General features: G+C 66.7%; 18 protein-coding genes. 10 read left to right on the forward strand and 8 right to left on the reverse strand.

The genetic code is table 11. The features are described 5' to 3' along the window. The first annotated feature begins 172 nt into the window (after nt 1-172). From hda to YH64_RS21950, 4 genes are read left to right on the forward strand one after another with little or no spacing between them, the layout of a single operon-like run. On the forward strand, nt 173-874 hold the full coding sequence (gene hda, locus YH64_RS21935) for a DnaA regulatory inactivator Hda (RefSeq protein ID WP_046806465.1): 702 nt from the start codon (nt 173-175) through the stop codon (nt 872-874). Next, entirely contained in the window at nt 871-1,569 is a 699-nt protein-coding gene (locus YH64_RS21940; protein WP_046806466.1) for an HAD family phosphatase, read from the forward strand. Before hda ends, YH64_RS21940 begins: the two co-directional genes overlap by 4 nt. Next, a complete protein-coding gene (gene pcnB / locus YH64_RS21945; protein ID WP_046806467.1) occupies nt 1,569-2,969 on the forward strand; it encodes a polynucleotide adenylyltransferase PcnB in 1,401 nt (466 codons plus the stop codon). Before YH64_RS21940 ends, pcnB begins: the two co-directional genes overlap by 1 nt. A gap of 3 nt (nt 2,970-2,972) precedes the next feature. Then, nucleotides 2,973-3,461: a 2-amino-4-hydroxy-6-hydroxymethyldihydropteridine diphosphokinase gene (locus tag YH64_RS21950; protein WP_046806468.1), complete on the forward strand. Its 489-nt coding sequence runs from the start codon at nt 2,973-2,975 to the stop codon at nt 3,459-3,461. A 96-nt stretch (nt 3,462-3,557) separates the two neighbouring features. Here YH64_RS21950 and YH64_RS21955 read toward each other — a convergent pair whose 3' ends face one another. Genes YH64_RS21955 through YH64_RS21970 form a run of 4 tightly spaced genes read right to left on the reverse strand, consistent with a single transcriptional unit; the run spans nt 3,558 to nt 7,301 of the window. Beyond that, nucleotides 3,558-4,454: a sugar kinase gene (locus YH64_RS21955; protein ID WP_046806469.1), complete on the reverse strand. Its 897-nt coding sequence runs from the start codon at nt 4,452-4,454 to the stop codon at nt 3,558-3,560. After that, on the reverse strand, nt 4,451-5,284 hold the full coding sequence (locus tag YH64_RS21960; RefSeq protein ID WP_046806470.1) for a CoA ester lyase: 834 nt from the start codon (nt 5,282-5,284) through the stop codon (nt 4,451-4,453). The genes YH64_RS21955 and YH64_RS21960 overlap by 4 nt, the downstream gene beginning before the upstream one ends. Further along, complete coding sequence (locus YH64_RS21965) at nt 5,281-6,474, reverse strand: CaiB/BaiF CoA-transferase family protein (RefSeq protein WP_143215488.1); 1,194 nt, start codon at nt 6,472-6,474, stop codon at nt 5,281-5,283. The genes YH64_RS21960 and YH64_RS21965 overlap by 4 nt, the downstream gene beginning before the upstream one ends. Further along, nucleotides 6,471-7,301 carry a MaoC family dehydratase N-terminal domain-containing protein gene (locus tag YH64_RS21970; RefSeq protein ID WP_046806472.1) on the reverse strand — a complete coding sequence of 277 codons (831 nt, stop codon included), beginning with the start codon at nt 7,299-7,301 and terminating at the stop codon, nt 6,471-6,473. Before YH64_RS21970 ends, YH64_RS21965 begins: the two co-directional genes overlap by 4 nt. Nucleotides 7,302-7,466: 165 nt before the next feature. On the opposite strand from YH64_RS21970, the gene YH64_RS21975 reads away from it, so the two are divergent. After that, on the forward strand, nt 7,467-8,360 hold the full coding sequence (locus YH64_RS21975) for a LysR family transcriptional regulator (RefSeq protein ID WP_104143472.1): 894 nt from the start codon (nt 7,467-7,469) through the stop codon (nt 8,358-8,360). Nucleotides 8,361-8,390: 30 nt separating this feature from the next. On the opposite strand, the gene paaG is transcribed toward YH64_RS21975, so the two are convergent. From paaG to YH64_RS21990, 3 genes are read right to left on the reverse strand one after another with little or no spacing between them, the layout of a single operon-like run. Beyond that, nucleotides 8,391-9,209 (reverse strand): 2-(1,2-epoxy-1,2-dihydrophenyl)acetyl-CoA isomerase PaaG, encoded by an 819-nt coding sequence (gene paaG, locus YH64_RS21980; protein ID WP_046806474.1) that lies wholly within the window; start codon nt 9,207-9,209, stop codon nt 8,391-8,393. Further along, nucleotides 9,206-10,336 carry an acyl-CoA dehydrogenase family protein gene (locus tag YH64_RS21985; protein WP_046806475.1) on the reverse strand — a complete coding sequence of 377 codons (1,131 nt, stop codon included), beginning with the start codon at nt 10,334-10,336 and terminating at the stop codon, nt 9,206-9,208. The genes paaG and YH64_RS21985 overlap by 4 nt, the downstream gene beginning before the upstream one ends. A 31-nt stretch (nt 10,337-10,367) precedes the next feature. Further along, nucleotides 10,368-11,558: an acyl-CoA dehydrogenase family protein gene (locus tag YH64_RS21990; protein WP_046806476.1), complete on the reverse strand. Its 1,191-nt coding sequence runs from the start codon at nt 11,556-11,558 to the stop codon at nt 10,368-10,370. Nucleotides 11,559-11,776: 218 nt separating this feature from the next. Between YH64_RS21990 and YH64_RS21995 the strand changes: the two genes are divergently transcribed. The 5 genes from YH64_RS21995 to YH64_RS22015 all read left to right on the forward strand — a co-directional run bounded on the left by YH64_RS21995 (nt 11,777) and on the right by YH64_RS22015 (nt 16,952). Next, complete coding sequence (locus tag YH64_RS21995; protein WP_046806477.1) at nt 11,777-12,181, forward strand: Zn-ribbon domain-containing OB-fold protein; 405 nt, start codon at nt 11,777-11,779, stop codon at nt 12,179-12,181. Further along, a complete protein-coding gene (locus tag YH64_RS22000; protein ID WP_046806478.1) occupies nt 12,178-13,350 on the forward strand; it encodes a thiolase in 1,173 nt (390 codons plus the stop codon). The genes YH64_RS21995 and YH64_RS22000 overlap by 4 nt, the downstream gene beginning before the upstream one ends. 61 nt (nt 13,351-13,411) lie before the next feature. Then, nucleotides 13,412-14,932 (forward strand): class I adenylate-forming enzyme family protein, encoded by a 1,521-nt coding sequence (locus YH64_RS22005; RefSeq protein WP_046806479.1) that lies wholly within the window; start codon nt 13,412-13,414, stop codon nt 14,930-14,932. A gap of 57 nt (nt 14,933-14,989) precedes the next feature. Continuing rightward, complete coding sequence (locus YH64_RS22010; protein ID WP_046806480.1) at nt 14,990-15,964, forward strand: tripartite tricarboxylate transporter substrate binding protein; 975 nt, start codon at nt 14,990-14,992, stop codon at nt 15,962-15,964. A gap of 19 nt (nt 15,965-15,983) precedes the next feature. After that, nucleotides 15,984-16,952: a nitronate monooxygenase family protein gene (locus tag YH64_RS22015; protein ID WP_046806481.1), complete on the forward strand. Its 969-nt coding sequence runs from the start codon at nt 15,984-15,986 to the stop codon at nt 16,950-16,952. 15 nt (nt 16,953-16,967) lie between these two features. Here YH64_RS22015 and YH64_RS22020 read toward each other — a convergent pair whose 3' ends face one another. Continuing rightward, complete coding sequence (locus YH64_RS22020) at nt 16,968-18,389, reverse strand: DUF2875 family protein (protein WP_221935916.1); 1,422 nt, start codon at nt 18,387-18,389, stop codon at nt 16,968-16,970. Nucleotides 18,390-18,573 lie beyond the last annotated feature (184 nt).

The following is an 18,573-nucleotide window of genomic DNA, read 5'->3' on the forward strand; positions in this document are numbered from 1 at the left end:
CCGGGTTGGATTTTGCCAGTTTCTGGCGGGCATTACCCGAATCGGCCCCGTGTATCACCGTTTTTTGGCTTTTCCGGCAACACCGGCATGCCCATCGCGCCGCAGCGAGCCTTGCGCAGACGTACCGCGCAGGGCATTGGAAGTACCGAACAAGCCTGATTGATAACCTCTCATGAACCGCCAGCTGCTGCTCGACGTTCTTCCCGCGCCAGCGCCATCGCTGAACAACTATATCGCCGGCCCCAACGGGGAAGCGCTGGCGGCCGTGCGCGCGCTCAATCCGGGTCGCGCGCTGTATATATGGGGCGCCGCGGGCTGCGGCCGCACTCACCTGCTGCGCGCGCTGACCGCGCGGCCGGACGCCGTCTTCGTTGATCCGGCCAAGGGCGAAACCATGCTGCGCCGCCTGGCCGAAGCCGATTCCAAATCGCCCATGCCCAAATTCGTGGCGGTTGACGACGTGCACCGCATGGACGACAGCCGCCAGGCCGCCTTGTTCGCGCTGTACAACCGCTGGCGTGAATCCGCCGCCACGGGCCGCGCGTTTGCGCTGGCGCTGGCCGGCGACCGCGCCCCGCTGTCCATGCCGCTGCGCGAAGACCTGCGCACCCGCCTGGGCTGGGACCTGGTGTTCCGCCTGGACCCGCTGTCCGACGCCGACAAGCTGGCCGCGCTGTCCGCGCAGGCCGCCGAACGCGGCATGCACCTGGCGCCCGAAATCATCAACTGGATGCTGATTCATCACGAACGCGACATCCGCAAACTGGCCGCGTTGATCGACGCGCTTGACCGCTATTCCCTGGCCACCGGCCGTCCCATCACCCTGCCATTGCTGCGCGCCATGCTCGCAGATCCTGATTCGCAACGCACATGACATCCCGACGTCTCGCCCTGTTCGACCTGGACCACACCCTGTTGCCGCTGGACAGCGACTATCAATGGGCCGACTACCTGGCCCGCACCGGCCGCGCGGGAGACCCCGTCCAGGCCCGTCGCCAGAACGACGACCTGATGGACCGCTACAACCGCGGTGAACTCACCGCCGAACAGGCCGCCGAATTCATGCTGGGCCTGCTGGCGGCGCATTCGCCGTTCGACCTGGCCGACTGGCACGAAGAATTCATGCGCGAAGTCATCCGCCCGTCCATCACGGTCGACGCGCGCGCGCTGGTGCAATCCCACCTGGACGCCGGCGACCTGTGCGCCATCGTCACGGCCACCAACAGCTTTGTCACCGCCCCCATCGCGCGCGCCTTCGGCGTGCCCTACCTGGTCGCCACCGACGCCGAATACCTGCGCGGGCGCTATACCGGCCGCATCCTGGGCACGCCCAGTTTCAAGGAAGGCAAGGTTGTGCGCGTGAACGAATGGCTGTCCAATCTGGGATTGGCGCTTGCGGATTTCCCCGAATCGTTTTTCTATAGCGATTCGGTCAATGATGTGCCTCTGCTGGAAAAGGTGACCCGTCCGATCGCCGCCAACCCCAGCCCGACCCTGCGCACCATCGCAAAGGACCGTGGCTGGCAAGTGATCGACTTGTTCGACCACATGGAAGACTCGAAGTCCTAATGATCACTGAAACCATAAAAAAATTCGTCGGCCGCTTGTTCGCGCCGGCACCCCGGGGGCCGCTGCGCATTGGGCGCGACAAGCACGGCATTGATCGCCGTAACGTTTCTCGCCACGCCATCAAGGTCTGCGAAGTCTTGCGCCAGCACGGCTACGAAGGCTATATCGTGGGCGGCGCGGTGCGTGACCTGATCGTCGGACTGGAACCCAAGGATTTCGACGTGGCCACCAACGCCACGCCCGAACAGATCCGCCCGCTGTTCCGCCGCGCGCGCATCATCGGCCGCCGCTTTCAGCTGGTGCACGTGGTGTTTGGCCAGGAAATCATCGAAACCTCCACCTTCCGCGCCCCGGCGTCCGAAGAGCAGGAAACCGATGAGCACGGCCGCATCCTGCGCGACAACGTGTTCGGGTCACAAGAAGAAGACGCCAAGCGCCGCGACTTCACCATGAACGCGCTGTACTACGACCCGCACACCGAGGAAGTCATCGACTACCACAACGGTGTGGCCGACCTGAAAAAACGCCAGGTCCGCATCATCGGCGACCCGGTCAAGCGTTACCGCGAAGACCCGGTGCGCATGCTGCGCGCCGTGCGTTTCGCCGCCAAGCTCAACGGCACGATCGACCCCGCCACGCGCGAGCCCATCAGCACCATGGCCGAGCTCATCGAAAACGTGCCGGCCTCGCGCCTGTTCGACGAAATGCTCAAGCTGTTGACCTGCGGCCACGCCATGGACTGCCTGCGCCAGCTGCGCGCCGACGGCCTGCACAACGGCCTGCTGCCCTTGCTGGACGTGGTGCTGGAGCAGCCCGGTGGCGAACACTTCGTGGAGCTGGCGCTGGAACGCACCGACGCCCGCGTGCGCGCCGGCAAGACCGTCAGCCCCAGCTTCCTGTTTGCCGCGCTGCTGTGGCAGCAGGTGGATGTGCGCTGGAAGCAGTTGCGCGCGCAGGGCGAGCACACCATACCCGCGCTGTCCCAGGCCGCCGATTCGGTGCTGGACGAACAGACGGAAAAGCTGGCCATCCAGCGTCGCTTCTCGTCCGACATGCGCGAGATCTGGTTCATGCAGCCGCGTTTCGAGCGTCGCATGGGCAAGACGATTTTCCGCATGATCGAACAACCGCGCTTCCGCGCCGCCTGCGATTTCCTGCAATTGCGCGCCGCTGCCGGCGAATTCGACAGCGTGTTGGCACAGTGGTGGATGGACCTGGCCAACGCCGACGACGTGACGCGCGCCGACATGATCGAGGAAGTGGCGCGCCTGCCGCGCGAGGCGGGTGATGGCGGCATGGGCGGCATGGGCGGCATGGGCGGCCCCGCTGCGTCGACCGGCACGCGCAAGCGCCGGCGTCCGCGCCGTTCGCCGTCGCGCGGCCCGGCCACCCCCGAGTAAACCGTGTCGCCCGCTTTGGTCCGCGCCTATATCGGCCTGGGCGCCAATCTGGGCGACAGCGCGGCCACCTTGCGCCGCGTGCTGGCCCAATTGCAGGCCACGGACGGCATCGACGCCGTGACGGCGTCGCCGTTCTACCGCAGCGCGCCGGTGGACGCCGCCGGCCCCGACTTCGTCAATGCGGTGGCGGCACTGGACACGCGGCTGCCGCCGCTGGCCTTGCTGGATGCGCTACAGGCGCTGGAAAACCAGCACGGGCGGCTGCGCCCTTACAAGAACGCCCCACGCACGCTGGATCTTGATCTGTTGACATACGGCGACGTGTTGCTGGATCACGAACGGCTGATCCTGCCGCATCCGCGCATGCATCAACGCGCGTTCGTGCTGCTGCCGCTGCACGACCTTGCGCCGGACATGCTGGTGAATGGCCGGCCGATTTCGACGTGGGTCGCCCAGATCCGCGATCAGGCGATCGAACGCTTGCCGGATTGATCGGGCAGGCAGCCTGCAAGCTTGGGCTCGATGGCTGCCCGGATGCCTGCCCCGATGCCTACCCCCGGCGCCTGCCCCCGCCGACCGCCCCCGCGCCTAGGCTTTAGGCGCAAACGCCATCATCGCGCGTTCCACGTCTTCCACTTGCGGCAAGCCGGCCTCGTTGCCCAAGTGCTGGATCTTGTGCGCCGACGCCGCGCGCGCAAAGGTGAAGTGTTCCAACCAGGGCAGCTCCGGCCGGTTCAAATACGACCACACATAGGCACCGTGAAACACGTCGCCCGCGCCTGAGGTATCCACGATGCGTTCGCCCGGCACATCCAGCGATGGCAAGGTGTCGACGCGCCCCGTTTCGTCATACCAAAGCATGCCGCGCTCGCCCATCGTGACGGCGCCGATGCGGCAGCCGCGCGCCTTCAGCAAGTCCAGCAGCCGGGCTGGGCTCAGCTCCAGCTGTTCGCACATGCGCTCGGCGCACACGGCCACGTCGATATGGCGCAGCAGCTCGTCGGTGTTCTCGCGCACGCCGCCGCCGTCCAGCGACGTCAGCACGCCAGCCTGCCGGCACGCGCGCGCATAGTGCAGCGCGGCATCCGGCTGATGCCCGTCCAGGTGCAATGCGCGATACGCGCCGACATCCAGCCGGGGGAAATCATTCAGGTACTGCACGTCGCGCGCGCGCACGATGGCGCGCTTGCCGTGGTTGGGCATGATGAACGACAACGATGACCGGCGCACATGCCGCGCATGCAGCGTGATGCCGTGCGCGGCGGCCATGTCGGTGTACATGTGGCCCAGCCAATCGGGCGCCAGCGAACAGATCAGGTCGGGCGGCGTGCCCAGCTTGCCGCAAGCAAACGCCGCCGTGACGGCGTTGCCGCCGAAGGACACGGCGTAGTCACGCGCCACGCTTTTTTCGTCGCCGGTGGGCCATTCGTCGGCCAATACGGTGACGTCGATGTAGGTATGCCCGATAAACAGCGCATGGCTCATGGGGGGGTCTGTTCCCCGGCCTGCGCCAGCACCAGCCGCGCGCGCGCGATCACGGGCGCGTCCACCATCTTGCCGTCCAGCATGAAGGTGCCCGCCGCCGTCTCGCGATGTGCAGCCACCACGCGCCGCGCCCAGGCCAGTTCTTCGCGCGCGGGCACGAAGGCCGCGTGAATCACCGGCACCTGCGCCGGGTGGATGCACAGCATGCCGCCAAAGCCCATTTGCTGTGCGCGCGCCGCCGCGGCCGCCAGCCCGGCCGTGTCCTGCACGCCGGGAAACACGCCGTCCAGCGCGGGCGCGAGCCCGGCGGCGCGGTTGTGCAGCAATACCTGCACGCGCGCCTGATCCAGCACGGTTTCGGCGCCGGGGGTGTCGGGGGTCAGGCCCATGTCCAGCGCGTAGTCCAGGCTGCCGAACGCCAGCCGCGCCACGCCGGGCGTGGCCGCGACTTCGGACGCGTTCAGCAGCCCGCGCGCGGTTTCAATCAGGGGGATGACGGGCAGACCGGTTTGCGCCACGTGCCGCACCTGCGCCAGTGTTTCTGCCTTGGGCAGCAGGATGCCCGCGATGTTGGGCCGGCCACGGCAGGCTTTCAGGTCATCGTCGTGCCAGGACGTGGACGCGTCGTTGATGCGCACCCACAGGCGGGCGTCGCGATGCGTCCCCAGGAAGTCGCACAGCGCCTCGCGGGCAGACGCCTTGGCCAGATGCTCGACAGCGTCTTCCAGGTCCACGATAACGGTGTCGGCCCCGGCGGCCAGCGCTTTGGGGATGCGCTCGGCGCGCGACGCCGGCACGAACAGGGCGCTACGAACGACGGAATGCGTCACACGACCTCCGAAGCATGCAATTGCGCCACCTGATCGGGCGCGTATCCCAGCGATGCTAGCACCGCATCCGTGTTTTCGCCCACGGCGGGCACGGCGGCCATGCGCGGCGCGAATGCGCTGCTGCTGGCGGGCGGCAACAGCGCGGGCAACATGCCGGCCGGGCTGTCGACCTGGCTCCAGCGCGCGCGCGCCTGCAATTGCGGGTGGCCCCACACGCCGGCCATGTCATTGACGCGGGCGTTGGCGATCTGCGCATCTTCCAGCCGCTGTGTGACCTGTTCGATCGACAAATCGGCAAACGCCGCCACGATCAGGTCGCGCAACGCGTCGCGGTTGGCGGTGCGCTGCGAATTCGAGATAAAGCGCGCGTCTTCCGCCAGCGTGGGCTGGCGCAACACCTGCGCGCAGAACACCCGCCATTCGCGTTCGTTTTGCAGGCCCAGCATGATGGTCGAGCCATCGCCCACCGGAAACGGGCCATAGGGATAGATCGACGCATGCGCCGCCCCCGCGCGCACGGGCGGCTTGGCGCCTTCGAACGCGTAGTACATCGGAAAGCCCATCCACTCGACCATGCTTTCCAGCATGGACACGTCCAGGCGGCTGCCCAGGCCGGTTTTCTGGCGCAGCAACAAGGCGTTCAGGATGGCCGAATACGCGTACATGCCGGCCGCGATATCGGCGATGGAACACCCGGCCTTGACCGGATCGTCCTTAGTGCCCGTCACCGACAGAAAGCCGCTTTCGCTTTGGATCAGCAGGTCATACGCCTTCTTGTCCTGATACGGGCCGCCCTCGCCATAGCCGGAAATGTCGCAGACGATCAGGCGCGGATAGCGCGCATGGAGGGCCTCGAACGACAGCCCCAGCCGGGCCGCCGCGCCGGGCGCCAGGTTTTGCACCAGCACGTCGGCCGATTCCAGCAGGCGTTCCATGATGCCGCCCGCCTCGTCGCGCTTCAGGTCCAGCGTCAGGCTTTCCTTGGACCGATTGGTCCAGACGAAATGCGAGGACAGGCCACGCACGCGTTCGTCGTAGCCGCGCGCGAAATCGCCGCTGCCGGGCCGTTCGATCTTGATGACGCGCGCGCCCATGTCCGCCAGTTGGCGGGTGCAAAAGGGCGCGGCGATGGCGTGTTCCAGGCTGACGACGGTAATGCCGTCCAACGGGCGGGATGCCTGTGTGCTCATTCGGTAAACCTCAGTTCGGCTTGATGGGCCAGCGTGCCGTCCTGCTCGGCCCACAGCTGGGCGACGCCCGGCTCGGTCAAGCGGCCGGCCACCTGGAAGGGCGTAGGCGAAATCAGCGGACGCAGGCCGCGGTAGCTCAGGTGCGTAGGGCGAGCTCGGGGATGGGCGCGCGTAAAGGCGGCAACCATCTCGGTGGCAATCAGGGGGCCGTGCACGACTAGGCCCGGATACCCTTCCACGTCCGTGACATAGGGGTGGTCGTAATGGATGCGATGGCCGTTGAAGGTCACCGCCGAATAGCGGAACAGCAGCACCGACGTGGGGTTGACGGTGTCGCGCCATTGCGCCTGGGGCGCGGGCTCGCTGCCCGACAGCTTGGGTGGCGACGGCTGGCGGTAGACGATGTCCTGCTCTTCCTCGATGACGATGTCGCCGGCCTGATGGTATTCATGGCGCACGGTGACGAACAGCAGCGCGCCGGTGCGGCCCGCCTTCTCTTCCACCTTGAGCACCTTGGACACCCGTTCGGCCGGCACGCCCACCTTCAAAGGCTGATGCCATTGCACCCGGCCGCCCGCCCACATGCGGTTACGGTCCTGTGCCGGCGGCAAGAAGCCGCCGCGCGCGGGGTGCCCATCCGTCCCCAACCCGTCCATGCCCACCGTGCTGATGAAAAACGCCCATTGCCACAAGGGCGGCAGGGCCTCGCCCACGCCCGGCGCCTGACCGCCCAGGGTGGCCGCGATGCGCGCGGCGTGGCCGGGGTCCATGGCGTCCGGCTTGCGTTCGCCGCTGCCGATCCAGGCTGCCGGGTCTGTAGAAGTCATGCCCATATCCTTTGGTGGGGTTGTTTGGTGGGATTGTTGGTAAGCGCCAAGGATGCCCGCAAGCCGTCCCCGTTGTGAATTCGTTTTTCCTCAAGGCGGGGTTTGCGGCGCCTGAATCGACAGCCCACGCCCAGGCCCGGCGCGGCGCGCCGTAATATATGGCCCATGCACTTCGACCTAGCCGACCTACGCCTGTTCATCCACATCGCCGAATCCCCCAGCCTGACCCAGGCCGCGAAACGAGCGCATCTGTCCCTGGCCGCCGTCAGCGTGCGGATCAAGGCGCTGGAGAACCAGCTCAATTCCCGCCTGCTGTACCGCGACAGCCGTGGGGTGGAAATCACGCCCGCCGGGCAGAAACTGCTGCAACATGCCCGCGTCATCATGCGGCAGGTGGACCACCTGAAGCACGACTTCCAAGAGCAATCCGACGGCGATGCCGGGCACATCCGCATCTTTGCCAACACCACGGCCGTGACCGAATTCATGCCCGACATCCTGGCGCAGTTCCTGTCGGGGCACCCGGGCGTCACGGTGGACCTGCAAGAACGCCTGACGCGCGACATCGTGCGCGGCGTGCTGGACGGCACCACCGACCTGGGCATCGTGGCCGGCCCGGTCGATGCGCCCGAGCTGCAAGCCATCCACTTCAGCACCGACCGGCTGGTGCTGGTGGTGCCCAACGGCCATCCGCTGCAAGACCAGGACAAGGTCAAGCTGGTGGACGCCGTGCGCTACCCGTTCATCACCATGCACGAAGGCTCCACGCTGGTGGCCTTCTTGCGTGACCAGCTGGAACGCAGCGGCCAGCGCCTGCCGCAACGCATCCAGCTGTACAGCTTCGATTCCATTTGCCGCATGGTGCAGGCGGGCGTGGGCATCGGCGTGATTCCAGATTCCGCCGCGCGCCGCTATGGCGCCGACACCAAGTTGCGCGTGGTAGAGCTGGATGAACCCTGGGTGGTGCGTGAACGTAAGCTGCTGGTGCGCGACATCGACGCCCTGCCCGGCTGCGCGCGTGACCTGATCGAACAGATCCAGGTACCCCGCGCGCCTTGACCTTCAGGGCGCGAGGCAAGCACCGGTCGCTCAGGTCCCCGTGAACGCGGGCGGCCGCTTTTCGGCAAAGGCGCGCATGCCTTCCAGGTAGTCGTCGGTGTAGCCAAGCTCGCGCTGCAACTGGCATTCCAGATCGAACTGCTGGGCCAGCGTATTGCCGCTGGACGCGTGCAGCGCCGCCTTGGTGGCCGCGTAGGCCCGCGTTGGCCCGGCGGCCAATGTGGCGGTGATGTCCGACACGGTGGCGGCCACCGCATCGTCAGGCACGACACGCCAGATCAGCCCCCACGCGGCGGCCTCGGTGGCGCTGACGGCCTCGCCAAACAATGCCGCGCCCATCGCGCGCGCCGAGCCCACCAGCCGGGGCAAAAACCATGTGCCGCCCGCATCCGGCAGCAGGCCGATCTTGCTGAACGCCTGCACAAAGCGGGCCGACTGCGCGGCAAACACCACGTCGCAGGCCAGCACCAGGCTGGCGCCCGCGCCCGCCGCCACGCCGTTCATCACGCACACTACCGGCACCGGCAGCGCGCGCAAACGGGTGATCAACGGGCGATAGCACTTTTCCAGCATCAGGCTCAGGTCGCGCCGCGAGCCGTCCTCGGAGGGCTTGCGCTCGCTCAGATCCTGCCCCGCGCAAAAGCCCCGCCCCGCGCCGGTGATGACCAGGCCGCGCAGACCGGCGTGCGACTCCATCACATCCAGCGCGCGCGCCAGTTCGCCGTGCATGACTTCGGTAAAGCTGTTGAGCCGGTCCGGCCGGTTCAGGGTAATGACGCCCACGCCGTCTTTCAGCGTGAAGCGGATCTGCGTGTAGCCGTCGGCTGCGTTGTCGTGCGTTGCGCTCATGCCTGCTCCTCCAGCATCGCCACTTCCTCCAGCACCGCCAGTTGTTCGGCCGTGTCGCCCAGCAACGGATCCACCATGGTCAGCCGCTTGAAATAATCGCCCACTTCCAGCTCGTCGGTCATGCCCATGCCGCCGTGCAACTGCACCGCCATCTGCGCCACCTGGCGCCCGGCGCGCGCGGCTTCCAACTTGGCCGACGCAATCATGCGGCGGCGCTGCACGGCATCGGGTTCGGTCAGCGCGGCCACGGCCACATAGGCCATCGACAAAGCCAGTTCCTTGGCCACCAGCATCTCGGCCAATCGGTGTTGCAGCGCCTGGAACGAGGCAAGCGGCTGACCGAATTGCTTGCGCGTCTTCAGATAATCAACGGTGATTTCCAGCAGCCGGTCGATCGCGCCCGCTGCGTGCGCACACAGCGCCGCCGTGCCCCACTGCAACGCCTGGGCCAGGGCGTCGTCGGCCTGCGCGCCTTCGGCCAGCAAGGCATCGGCGGGCAGGCCCACCGCGTCGAAATCCAGCCGGGCGCAGCGCGCGCCGTCCAGCGTGGGGGTGTCGGTGACGCGCACGCCGGCAACGTCCGACGGCACGGCCAGCAACACCGTCTGGCCCTCGGCGCCTAATGCGCTGACCAGCCACGCATTGGCCGCCGCGCCGTGCCACACCAGATGCTTGGCGCCATCCAGCCGCCAGCCCTGGGCAGTCTTGGCCGCGCGGCAATCGCGCGGCTGCGTGTCGTAGCGACGGCCGGGTTCTTGATAGGCCACGGTAACGATCGTCTCGCCCGAGGCTATGCCCGACAACCAGCGGCCACGCGCCGCGTCGCCGCACGCGTCCAGCAATGCCGCGCCGATGACCGCGCTGGGAATGACGGGTTCGGACACCAGCGCGCGTCCCAGTTCCACATGCACGGGCAGCAGGCTGGCCGGCACTTCGCCAAAGCCGCCAAAGTCCTGCGAAATGGTCAGGCCCAGCACGCCCAGTTCGGCCAGCGCGGCCCAGGCGCGGGCATCCAGCGTGCCGGTGGCCTGCCGCGCGCGGCGTTGGGGAAATGTCCATGCCTGGTCCACCAGGCGGCGCAGGCTGTCGGCCAGCATGCGCTGTTCTTCGGTATAGATGAAATCCATGCGTGTCTTCCTGTCGGATGGCGCGGCGGGCCTACAGGCCCAGCACCAGGCGGGCGATGATGCCCTTCTGCACTTCGGTCGTGCCGCCGTAGATGGACGTCTTGCGCATATCGGCATAGCCCGCGCCCGACGCCGCGGCCATCGCCGGGCCCGGCCCGTGATCGTCGTGGTCGGCCAGCAGCCAATCCGGGTCGTAGGGCCAGGCGTCCGGCCCCGCCACTTCCATTTGCAGCATGGCCAGATCCTGCTGGATCTCAGACCCGCGAATCTTCAGCACCGAGGCCTCGGGGCCGGGCGTGCCGTCGTTGCTGGACGCTACGCGCAGCAACAACATTTCCAGCGCCATGATGTCCACTTCAATGCGCGAGATACGGTCGCGAAAACGGCTGTCGGCCAGCAAGGGCTTGCCGCGCGATTGCGCTTGCGCCGCCATGTGTTTCAAGATGCCCAGTTCGCGATGGCAATGGCCCAGCCCGGCGATGCCGGTGCGCTCGTGGCCCAACAGGTACTTGGCGTAGGTCCAACCCTGGTTCTCTTCGCCCACCAGGTTTTCCACCGGTACGCGCACGTCTTCCAGCCAGACTTCATTGACGTCGTGGCCGCCGTCCAGCGTGCGGATGGGGCGCACCGTCACGCCCGGCGCGCGCATGTCCAGCAGCAGCATCGAGATGCCGCGTTGCGCGCGCGCGTCGGGGTCGGTGCGGGCCAGGCAGAACATCCAGTCGGCGTATTGGGCCAGCGTGGTCCAGGTTTTCTGACCGTTGACAACGTAATCATCGCCATCGCGCACGGCGCGTGTTTTCAGCGACGCCAGGTCCGACCCCGAACCCGGTTCGGAATAGCCCTGGCACCACCAATCCTGCACCCGAGGGATGCGTGGCAAAAAGCGCGATTGTTGTTGCGCGCTGCCGTATTTCATCAGCACGGGGCCGATCATCGACAAGCCGAACGGCAGCAGGCGCGGCGCGCCGGCCTTGAAGCACTCCACTTCGAAGATCAGGCGCTGCAAGGCGTTCCAGCCGGTGCCGCCGTGCTCTACCGGCCAGTTCGGCGCGCCCCAGCCCTGGTCCGCCAGGATGTTGTGCCAGCGCACGTAGTCGTCGCGTTCCAGCCGCTGATGGCGCAACACCTTGTCTCGGATGTCGGCGGGCAGGCGGGTGGCGGCAAACGCGCGCACCTCGTCGCGGAATTGGCGCTCTTGCGGCGTCCAGGTCAGGTTCATGGTCTACCTCCTTTGCCCGGTATCTAGCCATGGCGCGGGCAGCCCCACAATCTGCCTCTTCCGAAGACCGGCTTCGCGCTGGATGTAGGGCAACACCCCGGACGGCGCGAGCGGCCCACTACCGCTTCGCAAAAGGCCTGCTTCAGCAATGAAGAATGGCAGAACCTTGGCGCAGTGCCGACACTAGCAGCCGTCATCCACTGGAATCCCATCGCACCATGACTGTTTCCGATCAAAAGGAAGGCGTGTCGCAGGGCGTCGAGGCGCAGTACCGCCAGGCGCTCGACCAGGGCCGCTTTCTTATCCAGCACTGTGGCGGTTGCGACCGCGCGGTGTTCTATCCCCGCATGGTCTGCCCGCATTGCGGCGCGGACAAGCTGGCCTTCACGCCGGCCGACGGACGCGGCACCGTTTATTCCACCACCGTTGTGCGCCGCAAGCCCGACGCGGGCGGCGACTACAACGTGGCGCTGATCGACCTGCACGAAGGCGTGCGCATGATGAGCCGCGTTGAAGGCGTTGCGCCGGCCGACGTGCGCATCGGCATGGCCGTGCGCGCCCGTGTGATCCAACAGGACGGCCACGGCCTGGTGGTCTTTGACGCTAAGCAGGAGGCGGCATGACGCTTAACGATTTGCGCGGCGCGGTGGCCGTGGCCGGCGTCGGCCATGCGGGCCTGGGACAGGCCAACGGCTTTACCGAAATGGAAATCCTGGTGCAGGCGGCGCAGCGCGCCGTGGCCGACGCGGGCCTGACCCTGCGCGACATTGACGGCATCTGCACCGCCAGCGTGGCCGCGCCGATGTGGGCCATGCCGGTGATCGAACACCTGGGCATCCGCCCCACCTTCATCGACAGCACCATGCTGGGCGGCTCCAGCTTCGTCGCGCACCTGTTGCCGGCCATGCACGCGCTGGCGTCCGGCCAGTGCAACGCCGTGCTGGTCTGCTATGGCAGCACGCAGCGCACGTCGACCCTGAGCCGCGCCGAAGTGGGCCGCGTGCGCAAGCAGTTCGACCCGCAACCCTATGAAACCCCTTACGACCCGCTCAGCCCGCTGTCGTCATACGCGCTGGCGGCGGCGCGCCACATGCACCAGTACGGCACGCGCCGCGAGCATCTGGCGCAGGTGGCGTTGGCGGCCAACCAATGGGCACAGTTGAACCCCGAGGCGCAGCTGCGCCAACCCACGACACTGGATGAAATTCTGTCGGCGCGCATGGTGTCCGACCCCTTGAGCGTGCGCGATTGCTGCCTGGTCACCGACGGGGCAGGCGCCTTTGTGCTGGTGCGCGCCGACCGCGCGCGCGACTTGCCGCGTCCGCCTGTCTACGTACTGGGCAACGCCACCGCCGTGTGGAACCGGCAGATCTCGTCCATGCACGACCTGACGGTGACGGCCGCCGCGCAGTCGGGCAAGCAGGCCTTCGACATGGCCGGCGTGTCGCCGCGCGATATCGACGTGGTCGAACTCTACGACGCCTTCACCATCAACACTTTGCTGTTCCTGGAGGACCTGGGCTTTTGCGCCAAGGGCGAATCCAAGGACTTCATCGCGGACGGCGCGATTGCGCCGGGCGGCAGGCTGCCCGTCAACACCAATGGCGGCGGTTTGTGCTGCGTGCATCCCGGCATGTACGGCGTCTTCATCATGATTGAAGCCGTGCGGCAATTGCGTGGGGAATGCGGCGACAGGCAGGTGGCCGACGCGCAGCTGGCGCTGGTGCACGGCAACGGCGGCACGCTGTCCAGCCAGTCCACCGCCATCCTGGGCACCCAGGCCACGCTGTGATCCCGGCTTTGATCCCGGCTTTGATCGACTCACCCGCACTTTGACTGACACGCCACCTTCGATGTCTCAAGCAGAAACCCTTACCCGCATCCATGAACTGCTGGCCCGGCAAGCGCGCCGGCAACCCGACGCCATCGTGCTGTACGAAGAAGGCGGCGGCACCGTCACCTATGCGCAGCTATGGCAGCGTGTACAGGCCGTGGCCGACTGGCTGCGCTGGCAAGGCGTGCAGCCCGGCCATCGTGTGCTGATGGTGGGGGAAAACTGCACCGCGATGATCGCCGCGCTGTTCGGATGCGGCGTGGTGGGCGCGTGGCCGGTGGGCGTGAACGCGAGGCTGTCCGGCCGCGAAGTGGACAACATCCGCCAGCACGCGCAGCCTGAACTGCTGCTGTACACCACCGGCGTGTCGTCCGCCGCCGCCGCGCATGCCGCTGACGCCCGCGCGGTGGATGCGGACCCTGCCGTGTGGGGGCCGGGCGTGCAAGCCGCGCGCGCCGCCACGCCCACCGCTGCTGAAACCGACGCGCTGGCCTCGGAAGTGGCCACCGTCATCTATACGTCGGGCACCACGGGCGCGCCCAAGGGCGTGCTGGTGCCGCATCGCGGCCTGCTGCATTTTGCGCGCGTGTCAGCAGCGTCGCGGCGCTTGACACCGCACGACATCGGCTACGCGGCGTTGCCCATGTCACACATCTTCGGCATCGCCACGGTGCTGATGGCCACGGTGCACGCGGGTGCCAGCCTGGTGCTGCGCAGCCGCTTCGACGCCGACGACGCCTTCAAGGCGCTGGCGCATCCCGGCGTCAGCATCCTGCAAGGCGTGCCCACCATGTTCAGCCGCATGATGGCCGTGGCCCCACCGCGCGCCGAGCTGCGCGCCCCTGCCCTGCGCTATCTGTACACCGGCGGCGCGGCGCTGGACCCCACATTGAAACGCGACGCCGAGCGCTACTTTGGCGTGGCGATGCATCACGGCTACGGCATCACCGAATACGCGGGCTCCATGTTCATCACGCGCATCGATGAGCCGCGCGATGACTGCTCGGCCGGCTACGCGGTAGACGGCGTGGAAATGCGCCTGGGCAGCCCCGACGCGGGCGCGCCGAAACCCGGCCAACGTGGCGACATCCTGATCCGAGGCCCCGGCGTCATGCTGGGCTACTACCGCAATCCCGAACAGACCGAGCAAGCGCTGCTGCCCGGCGGCTGGCTCAACACCGGCGACATCGGTTATGTGGACGACAGCAGCGCGTTGTTCATCGCCGGCCGCTCCAAGGACTTGATCATCCGCTCGGGCTTCAACGTCTACCCCATCGAAGTGGAATCGGTGATCAACGCGTTTCCGGGCGTGCGCCTGTCCGCCGTGGTCGGTCGCAACACAGCCGACCAGAACGAAGAGGTGATCGCGTTCGTCGAACCGCTACCGGGTGCACGCGTCGACACCGACCTCTTGATGTTGCACCTGCGCGCCCAGCTGGCGCCGTACAAGCGGCCCGCGCGCATCATTTCCATCGACACGATTCCCACGACCGTCAGCGGCAAGATCCTCAAGCAACCGCTGAAAGAAAGGCTGGCGTAGGCGCGGACCCGCTGTTCCGCTCCACGACCGGCCACCTATACACAAGGAGACAACAGCGTGAAACTCAAGACCCTTTTTGCCGTGGCCGCCGCCACGGCCGCCTTCGCCATGGCGTCCAGCGCCGGCGCGCAGACGTACCCCGACCGCCCCATCCGCCTGCTGGTGGGCTACGCGCCCGGCGGCCCCGTGGACACCACAGCCCGCGTCTTTGCCAAATACCTGGGCGACAAGCTGGGCCAGACCGTCGTCGTGGAAAACCGCGCGGGCGCCAGCGGCATGATCGCCTCTGACGCCACCGCCAAGGCCACGCCCGACGGCTACCTGCTGGGCTTTGCCGCCAGCCCCACGCTGACCATGTCGCCGCTGGTCCAGCGCAGCACGCTGTTCGACCCGCGCCACGACTTCTCATTGATCGGCCTGGTGGTCGATTACGCCAACGTGCTGTTGATCGGCCCGCAGATTCCCGCCAAGAACGTGGGCGAGCTGGTCAGCTACGCGCGCTCGCACCCCGACGCCGTGTCGTTCGGATCCGCCGGCATCGGCGCGTCCAACCACTTGTCGGCCGAACTGCTTAAAAAGCAGGCCGATGCGTCGATGCTGCACGTGCCGTATCGCGGCAACTCGCCCGCCATGATGGACGTGATCAGCGGCAAGGTGACCTTCATGTTCGACATCACCAGCACCGCGATCCCGTTCATCAAAAGCGGCAAGGCCCGCGCGCTGGCCGTCACGTCCAAGACCCGTAACCCCGAACTGCCCGACGTGCCCACCATGATCGAAGCCGGCATGAAGGACTACGAGGTGGTGGGCTGGTACGCGCTGGTCGGCCCCAAGAAGTTGCCCGACGCCGTTTCGGCCCGCCTGACCCGCGCGCTGCAAGACGTGTCCAAAGACCCCGCGTTCCGCAAAGCCATGACCGAAGGCGGCTACACCATCAACACGGGCGACTCCGCCGCCCTGCAATCCCGCATCGACCGCGAGTACGCCTTGTGGTCGGACGTTATCCAAAGCGCCAACATCCAGGCCAACTGACCCTTACCGGAGCCCACTGATGCCCGCCCCGCTTGCGCTACGCGCCCAGACCCGCCTGCCGATCATCGGCGCCCCCATGTTTCTGGTCTCTGGGCCCGAGCTGGTCGTGGCGCAATGCGCGGCCGGCATCATCGGCACCTTTCCCTCCCTGAACGCTCGTCCGCAAGAACAGTTGCAAGACTGGATCACGCGCATTGAAGACGGGCTGGCCGCCAAACGCCGCGCCCATCCGCACGCCAAGGTGGCGCCCTACGGCGTGAACCTGATCATCCACCCCAGCAACCCGCGCTGGCAGGGCGACCTGGCCATCTGCGCCGAACGCCGCGTGCCGCTCATCATCACGTCGCTGCACGCGCCCGAAGCGGTGGTGCGGGCGGTGCACCCTTACGGTGGGCTGGTCTATCACGACGTCACCAACGTGCGGCATGCCAAGCGCGCGTTGGAGGCGGGCGTGGACGGCTTGATCCTGGTAGCGGCGGGCGCGGGCGGCCACGCAGGCCAGGTCAATCCGATTGCGCTGGTCAACGAAATCCGTGCGTTCTACGACGGCCCTTTGGCGCTATCGGGCTGTATCAGCCATGGCAAGGACGTGCTGGCCGCGCAGGTGCTGGGCTGCGACTTCGCCTACATGGGCACGCGCTTCATCGCCACGCAGGAATCGCTGGCAACCGACGCCTACCGCGAGATGGTGCTGCAAGCGCAAGCAGCCGACGTGACCTACACGCCTTACTTTTCTGGCGTGCCCGCGAACTACCTGTCGGCCAGCATTCTGGCGGCGGGCCTGGACCCGGTGGCGTTGGCGAAGAACGGCGAAGCGCCGCCCGCCAACATGGACAAGAACTCGCGGCCCAAGGCGTGGAAGGATGTCTGGAGCGCCGGCCAGGGGGTAGGGTCGGCGCAAGAAATCCTGTCCATCGCGACCCTGGTGGATCAGCTGGAAGCCGAATATCTCAGCGCGCGCGCGGCGTTGGTGGCGGTAGCGGGCTAGCGTGTAGCGGCGGCATCACTTCTCCGACTCCCCCAACAAATCCATACTCGGCCCGCCAGCGATGAACTGATTCAGCAGGCGCTTCTCGGCCGCAATTTTCTCCGGGTCCACATACCGAGCGGGTAGTGGGGCGTTACGCGCGCTTTCTTGCGTCAGTTCCGCAAACCGTTGCCGAAACTCCGGTGACGGCGCTTCGCTCAAGGTACGGGTTTGCGGGCGCAGCTTCACGCCAAAGGGATCGTTGGCCGGCTTCTGGCCCGGCGTCGGCGAACTGATGGTGATCACCGTTACCCGGTCGTCACGGCGCAGCGGGACGATGGCGCTGGTGTCGGCGTTCAGATAGCTGGCCATGGTGGCTAGCGCAATTCCCACAAAGGGAGACGCCGCGCCAGTGTCGCCCAGGCGTTGCGTCAGGTCGTAGCTTTGGTCCGAAGCCAGCAGGTCGAGCGAGCTGTCGGCCATCTGCAAAGCGGGGAGCAGATCGGCCAGGGCGGAACGGTGCAAGCCTGCGTCGTAGAACATGCGGGAGGGCGCGTGGGCCAGAGGCGCCACGGCCTGCGTCCAGGCGTTTGCGATTGCCGCATGGCGGGCCTCGCCTTTCAGGGGGATGCTGTCGGATTGCAGCGACACTTCGACCGGACGGTGCAGCCGCGCCAACGGCGTCAGGCGGTCCCATTGCTGGAAGCCGCGTTCGGTGATGGGTTGAGGGAACCAGGGGCTGGGTTGAAAGGAATATGGCGGGTTGCGGCGCCAGCCGGTGAAGGCGGGGTCAATGTCGTTCTTGTGCGGTTTGGTGTATTTAGCAAAGCCGCGCAACCAGTCCAGGCGCTCGGGGCGGGCAAAGACGATGGCGGTGACGGCGTCTGTCAGCTCGCCGGGTTGGCGGGGACCAGTCGCCACACCCTTGCGCTTGTCATTGCGACTGCCCATTGCATAGAACATGCCGAAGCCGTCGACGGCATAAACCAGCAGCGCGGGCATATCGGGGTTCTTTTCGAAGACACTGAACAGATACTCCACGAACTCTTCCGGCGTACTGTTGCAAATAACGCCGGGTCTGAGCGGCTTACTTCGATGCCAATGCAATCCCGCAGGCCCCATCGTTCGGTCGGCCATCCCGTTGAGGGAAATAGACGCTCTTTCTGGAGAAAAGCGCAGTCGGGGCACCGTCGGGTCGTAATCGCGCACAACCGTCAAGGTGGGAATGGCCCAACGTTCAGGAAAGCCGCGCAGCGCCAACTCCAATGCGTTGGCCTTACGCTGCGCCCAGGCCATGTCCTTATCTTCCGCTATGGTTGGATAGAACGCAGGGTCCATCTGCAACGCGGTCCCGACCTGCAATGCGTCGGATTGTGAAGAGTTCTGTTGTAGCAGTTGTGCCCACACCTGACCTTGTCGATAGACGTCCAAGCTCAAGCCAACGCGGATGATGTCCAACGTCTCCAGGCGTGGGGACGAGGAGGGCGCAGCGAAAATAGGCATCACAACTCCGGGGGCTTGCGGAATGGGGTCAACGGGAATCCACGCATCAGGCGCTGGGGGCAATTCGCAAGCCACGCCCTTCCACTCGGAGGACTCCCTTGAACTTTCGGTGTCGGCGCGTACCTCTTGCTGAAACGTA

Source organism: Achromobacter sp. LC458, assembly GCF_001005835.2.
Classification (GTDB): domain Bacteria; phylum Pseudomonadota; class Gammaproteobacteria; order Burkholderiales; family Burkholderiaceae_B; genus Achromobacter; species Achromobacter spanius_B.

Excerpts from the sequence above, each read along its gene's own strand:
- hda (WP_046806465.1), top strand. The coding sequence starts at position 173 with ATGAACCGCCAGCTGCTGCTCGACGTTCTTCCCGCGCCAGCGCCATCG.
- YH64_RS21940 (WP_046806466.1), top strand. The coding sequence starts at position 871 with ATGACATCCCGACGTCTCGCCCTGTTCGACCTGGACCACACCCTGTTG.
- pcnB (WP_046806467.1), top strand. The coding sequence starts at position 1,569 with ATGATCACTGAAACCATAAAAAAATTCGTCGGCCGCTTGTTCGCGCCG.
- YH64_RS21955 (WP_046806469.1), bottom strand. The coding sequence starts at position 4,454 with ATGAGCCATGCGCTGTTTATCGGGCATACCTACATCGACGTCACCGTA.
- YH64_RS21965 (WP_143215488.1), bottom strand. The coding sequence starts at position 6,474 with ATGAGCACACAGGCATCCCGCCCGTTGGACGGCATTACCGTCGTCAGC.
- YH64_RS21970 (WP_046806472.1), bottom strand. The coding sequence starts at position 7,301 with ATGACTTCTACAGACCCGGCAGCCTGGATCGGCAGCGGCGAACGCAAG.
- YH64_RS21975 (WP_104143472.1), top strand. The coding sequence starts at position 7,467 with ATGCACTTCGACCTAGCCGACCTACGCCTGTTCATCCACATCGCCGAA.
- paaG (WP_046806474.1), bottom strand. The coding sequence starts at position 9,209 with ATGAGCGCAACGCACGACAACGCAGCCGACGGCTACACGCAGATCCGC.
- YH64_RS21985 (WP_046806475.1), bottom strand. The coding sequence starts at position 10,336 with ATGGATTTCATCTATACCGAAGAACAGCGCATGCTGGCCGACAGCCTG.
- YH64_RS21990 (WP_046806476.1), bottom strand. The coding sequence starts at position 11,558 with ATGAACCTGACCTGGACGCCGCAAGAGCGCCAATTCCGCGACGAGGTG.
- YH64_RS21995 (WP_046806477.1), top strand. The coding sequence starts at position 11,777 with ATGACTGTTTCCGATCAAAAGGAAGGCGTGTCGCAGGGCGTCGAGGCG.
- YH64_RS22000 (WP_046806478.1), top strand. The coding sequence starts at position 12,178 with ATGACGCTTAACGATTTGCGCGGCGCGGTGGCCGTGGCCGGCGTCGGC.
- YH64_RS22005 (WP_046806479.1), top strand. The coding sequence starts at position 13,412 with ATGTCTCAAGCAGAAACCCTTACCCGCATCCATGAACTGCTGGCCCGG.
- YH64_RS22015 (WP_046806481.1), top strand. The coding sequence starts at position 15,984 with ATGCCCGCCCCGCTTGCGCTACGCGCCCAGACCCGCCTGCCGATCATC.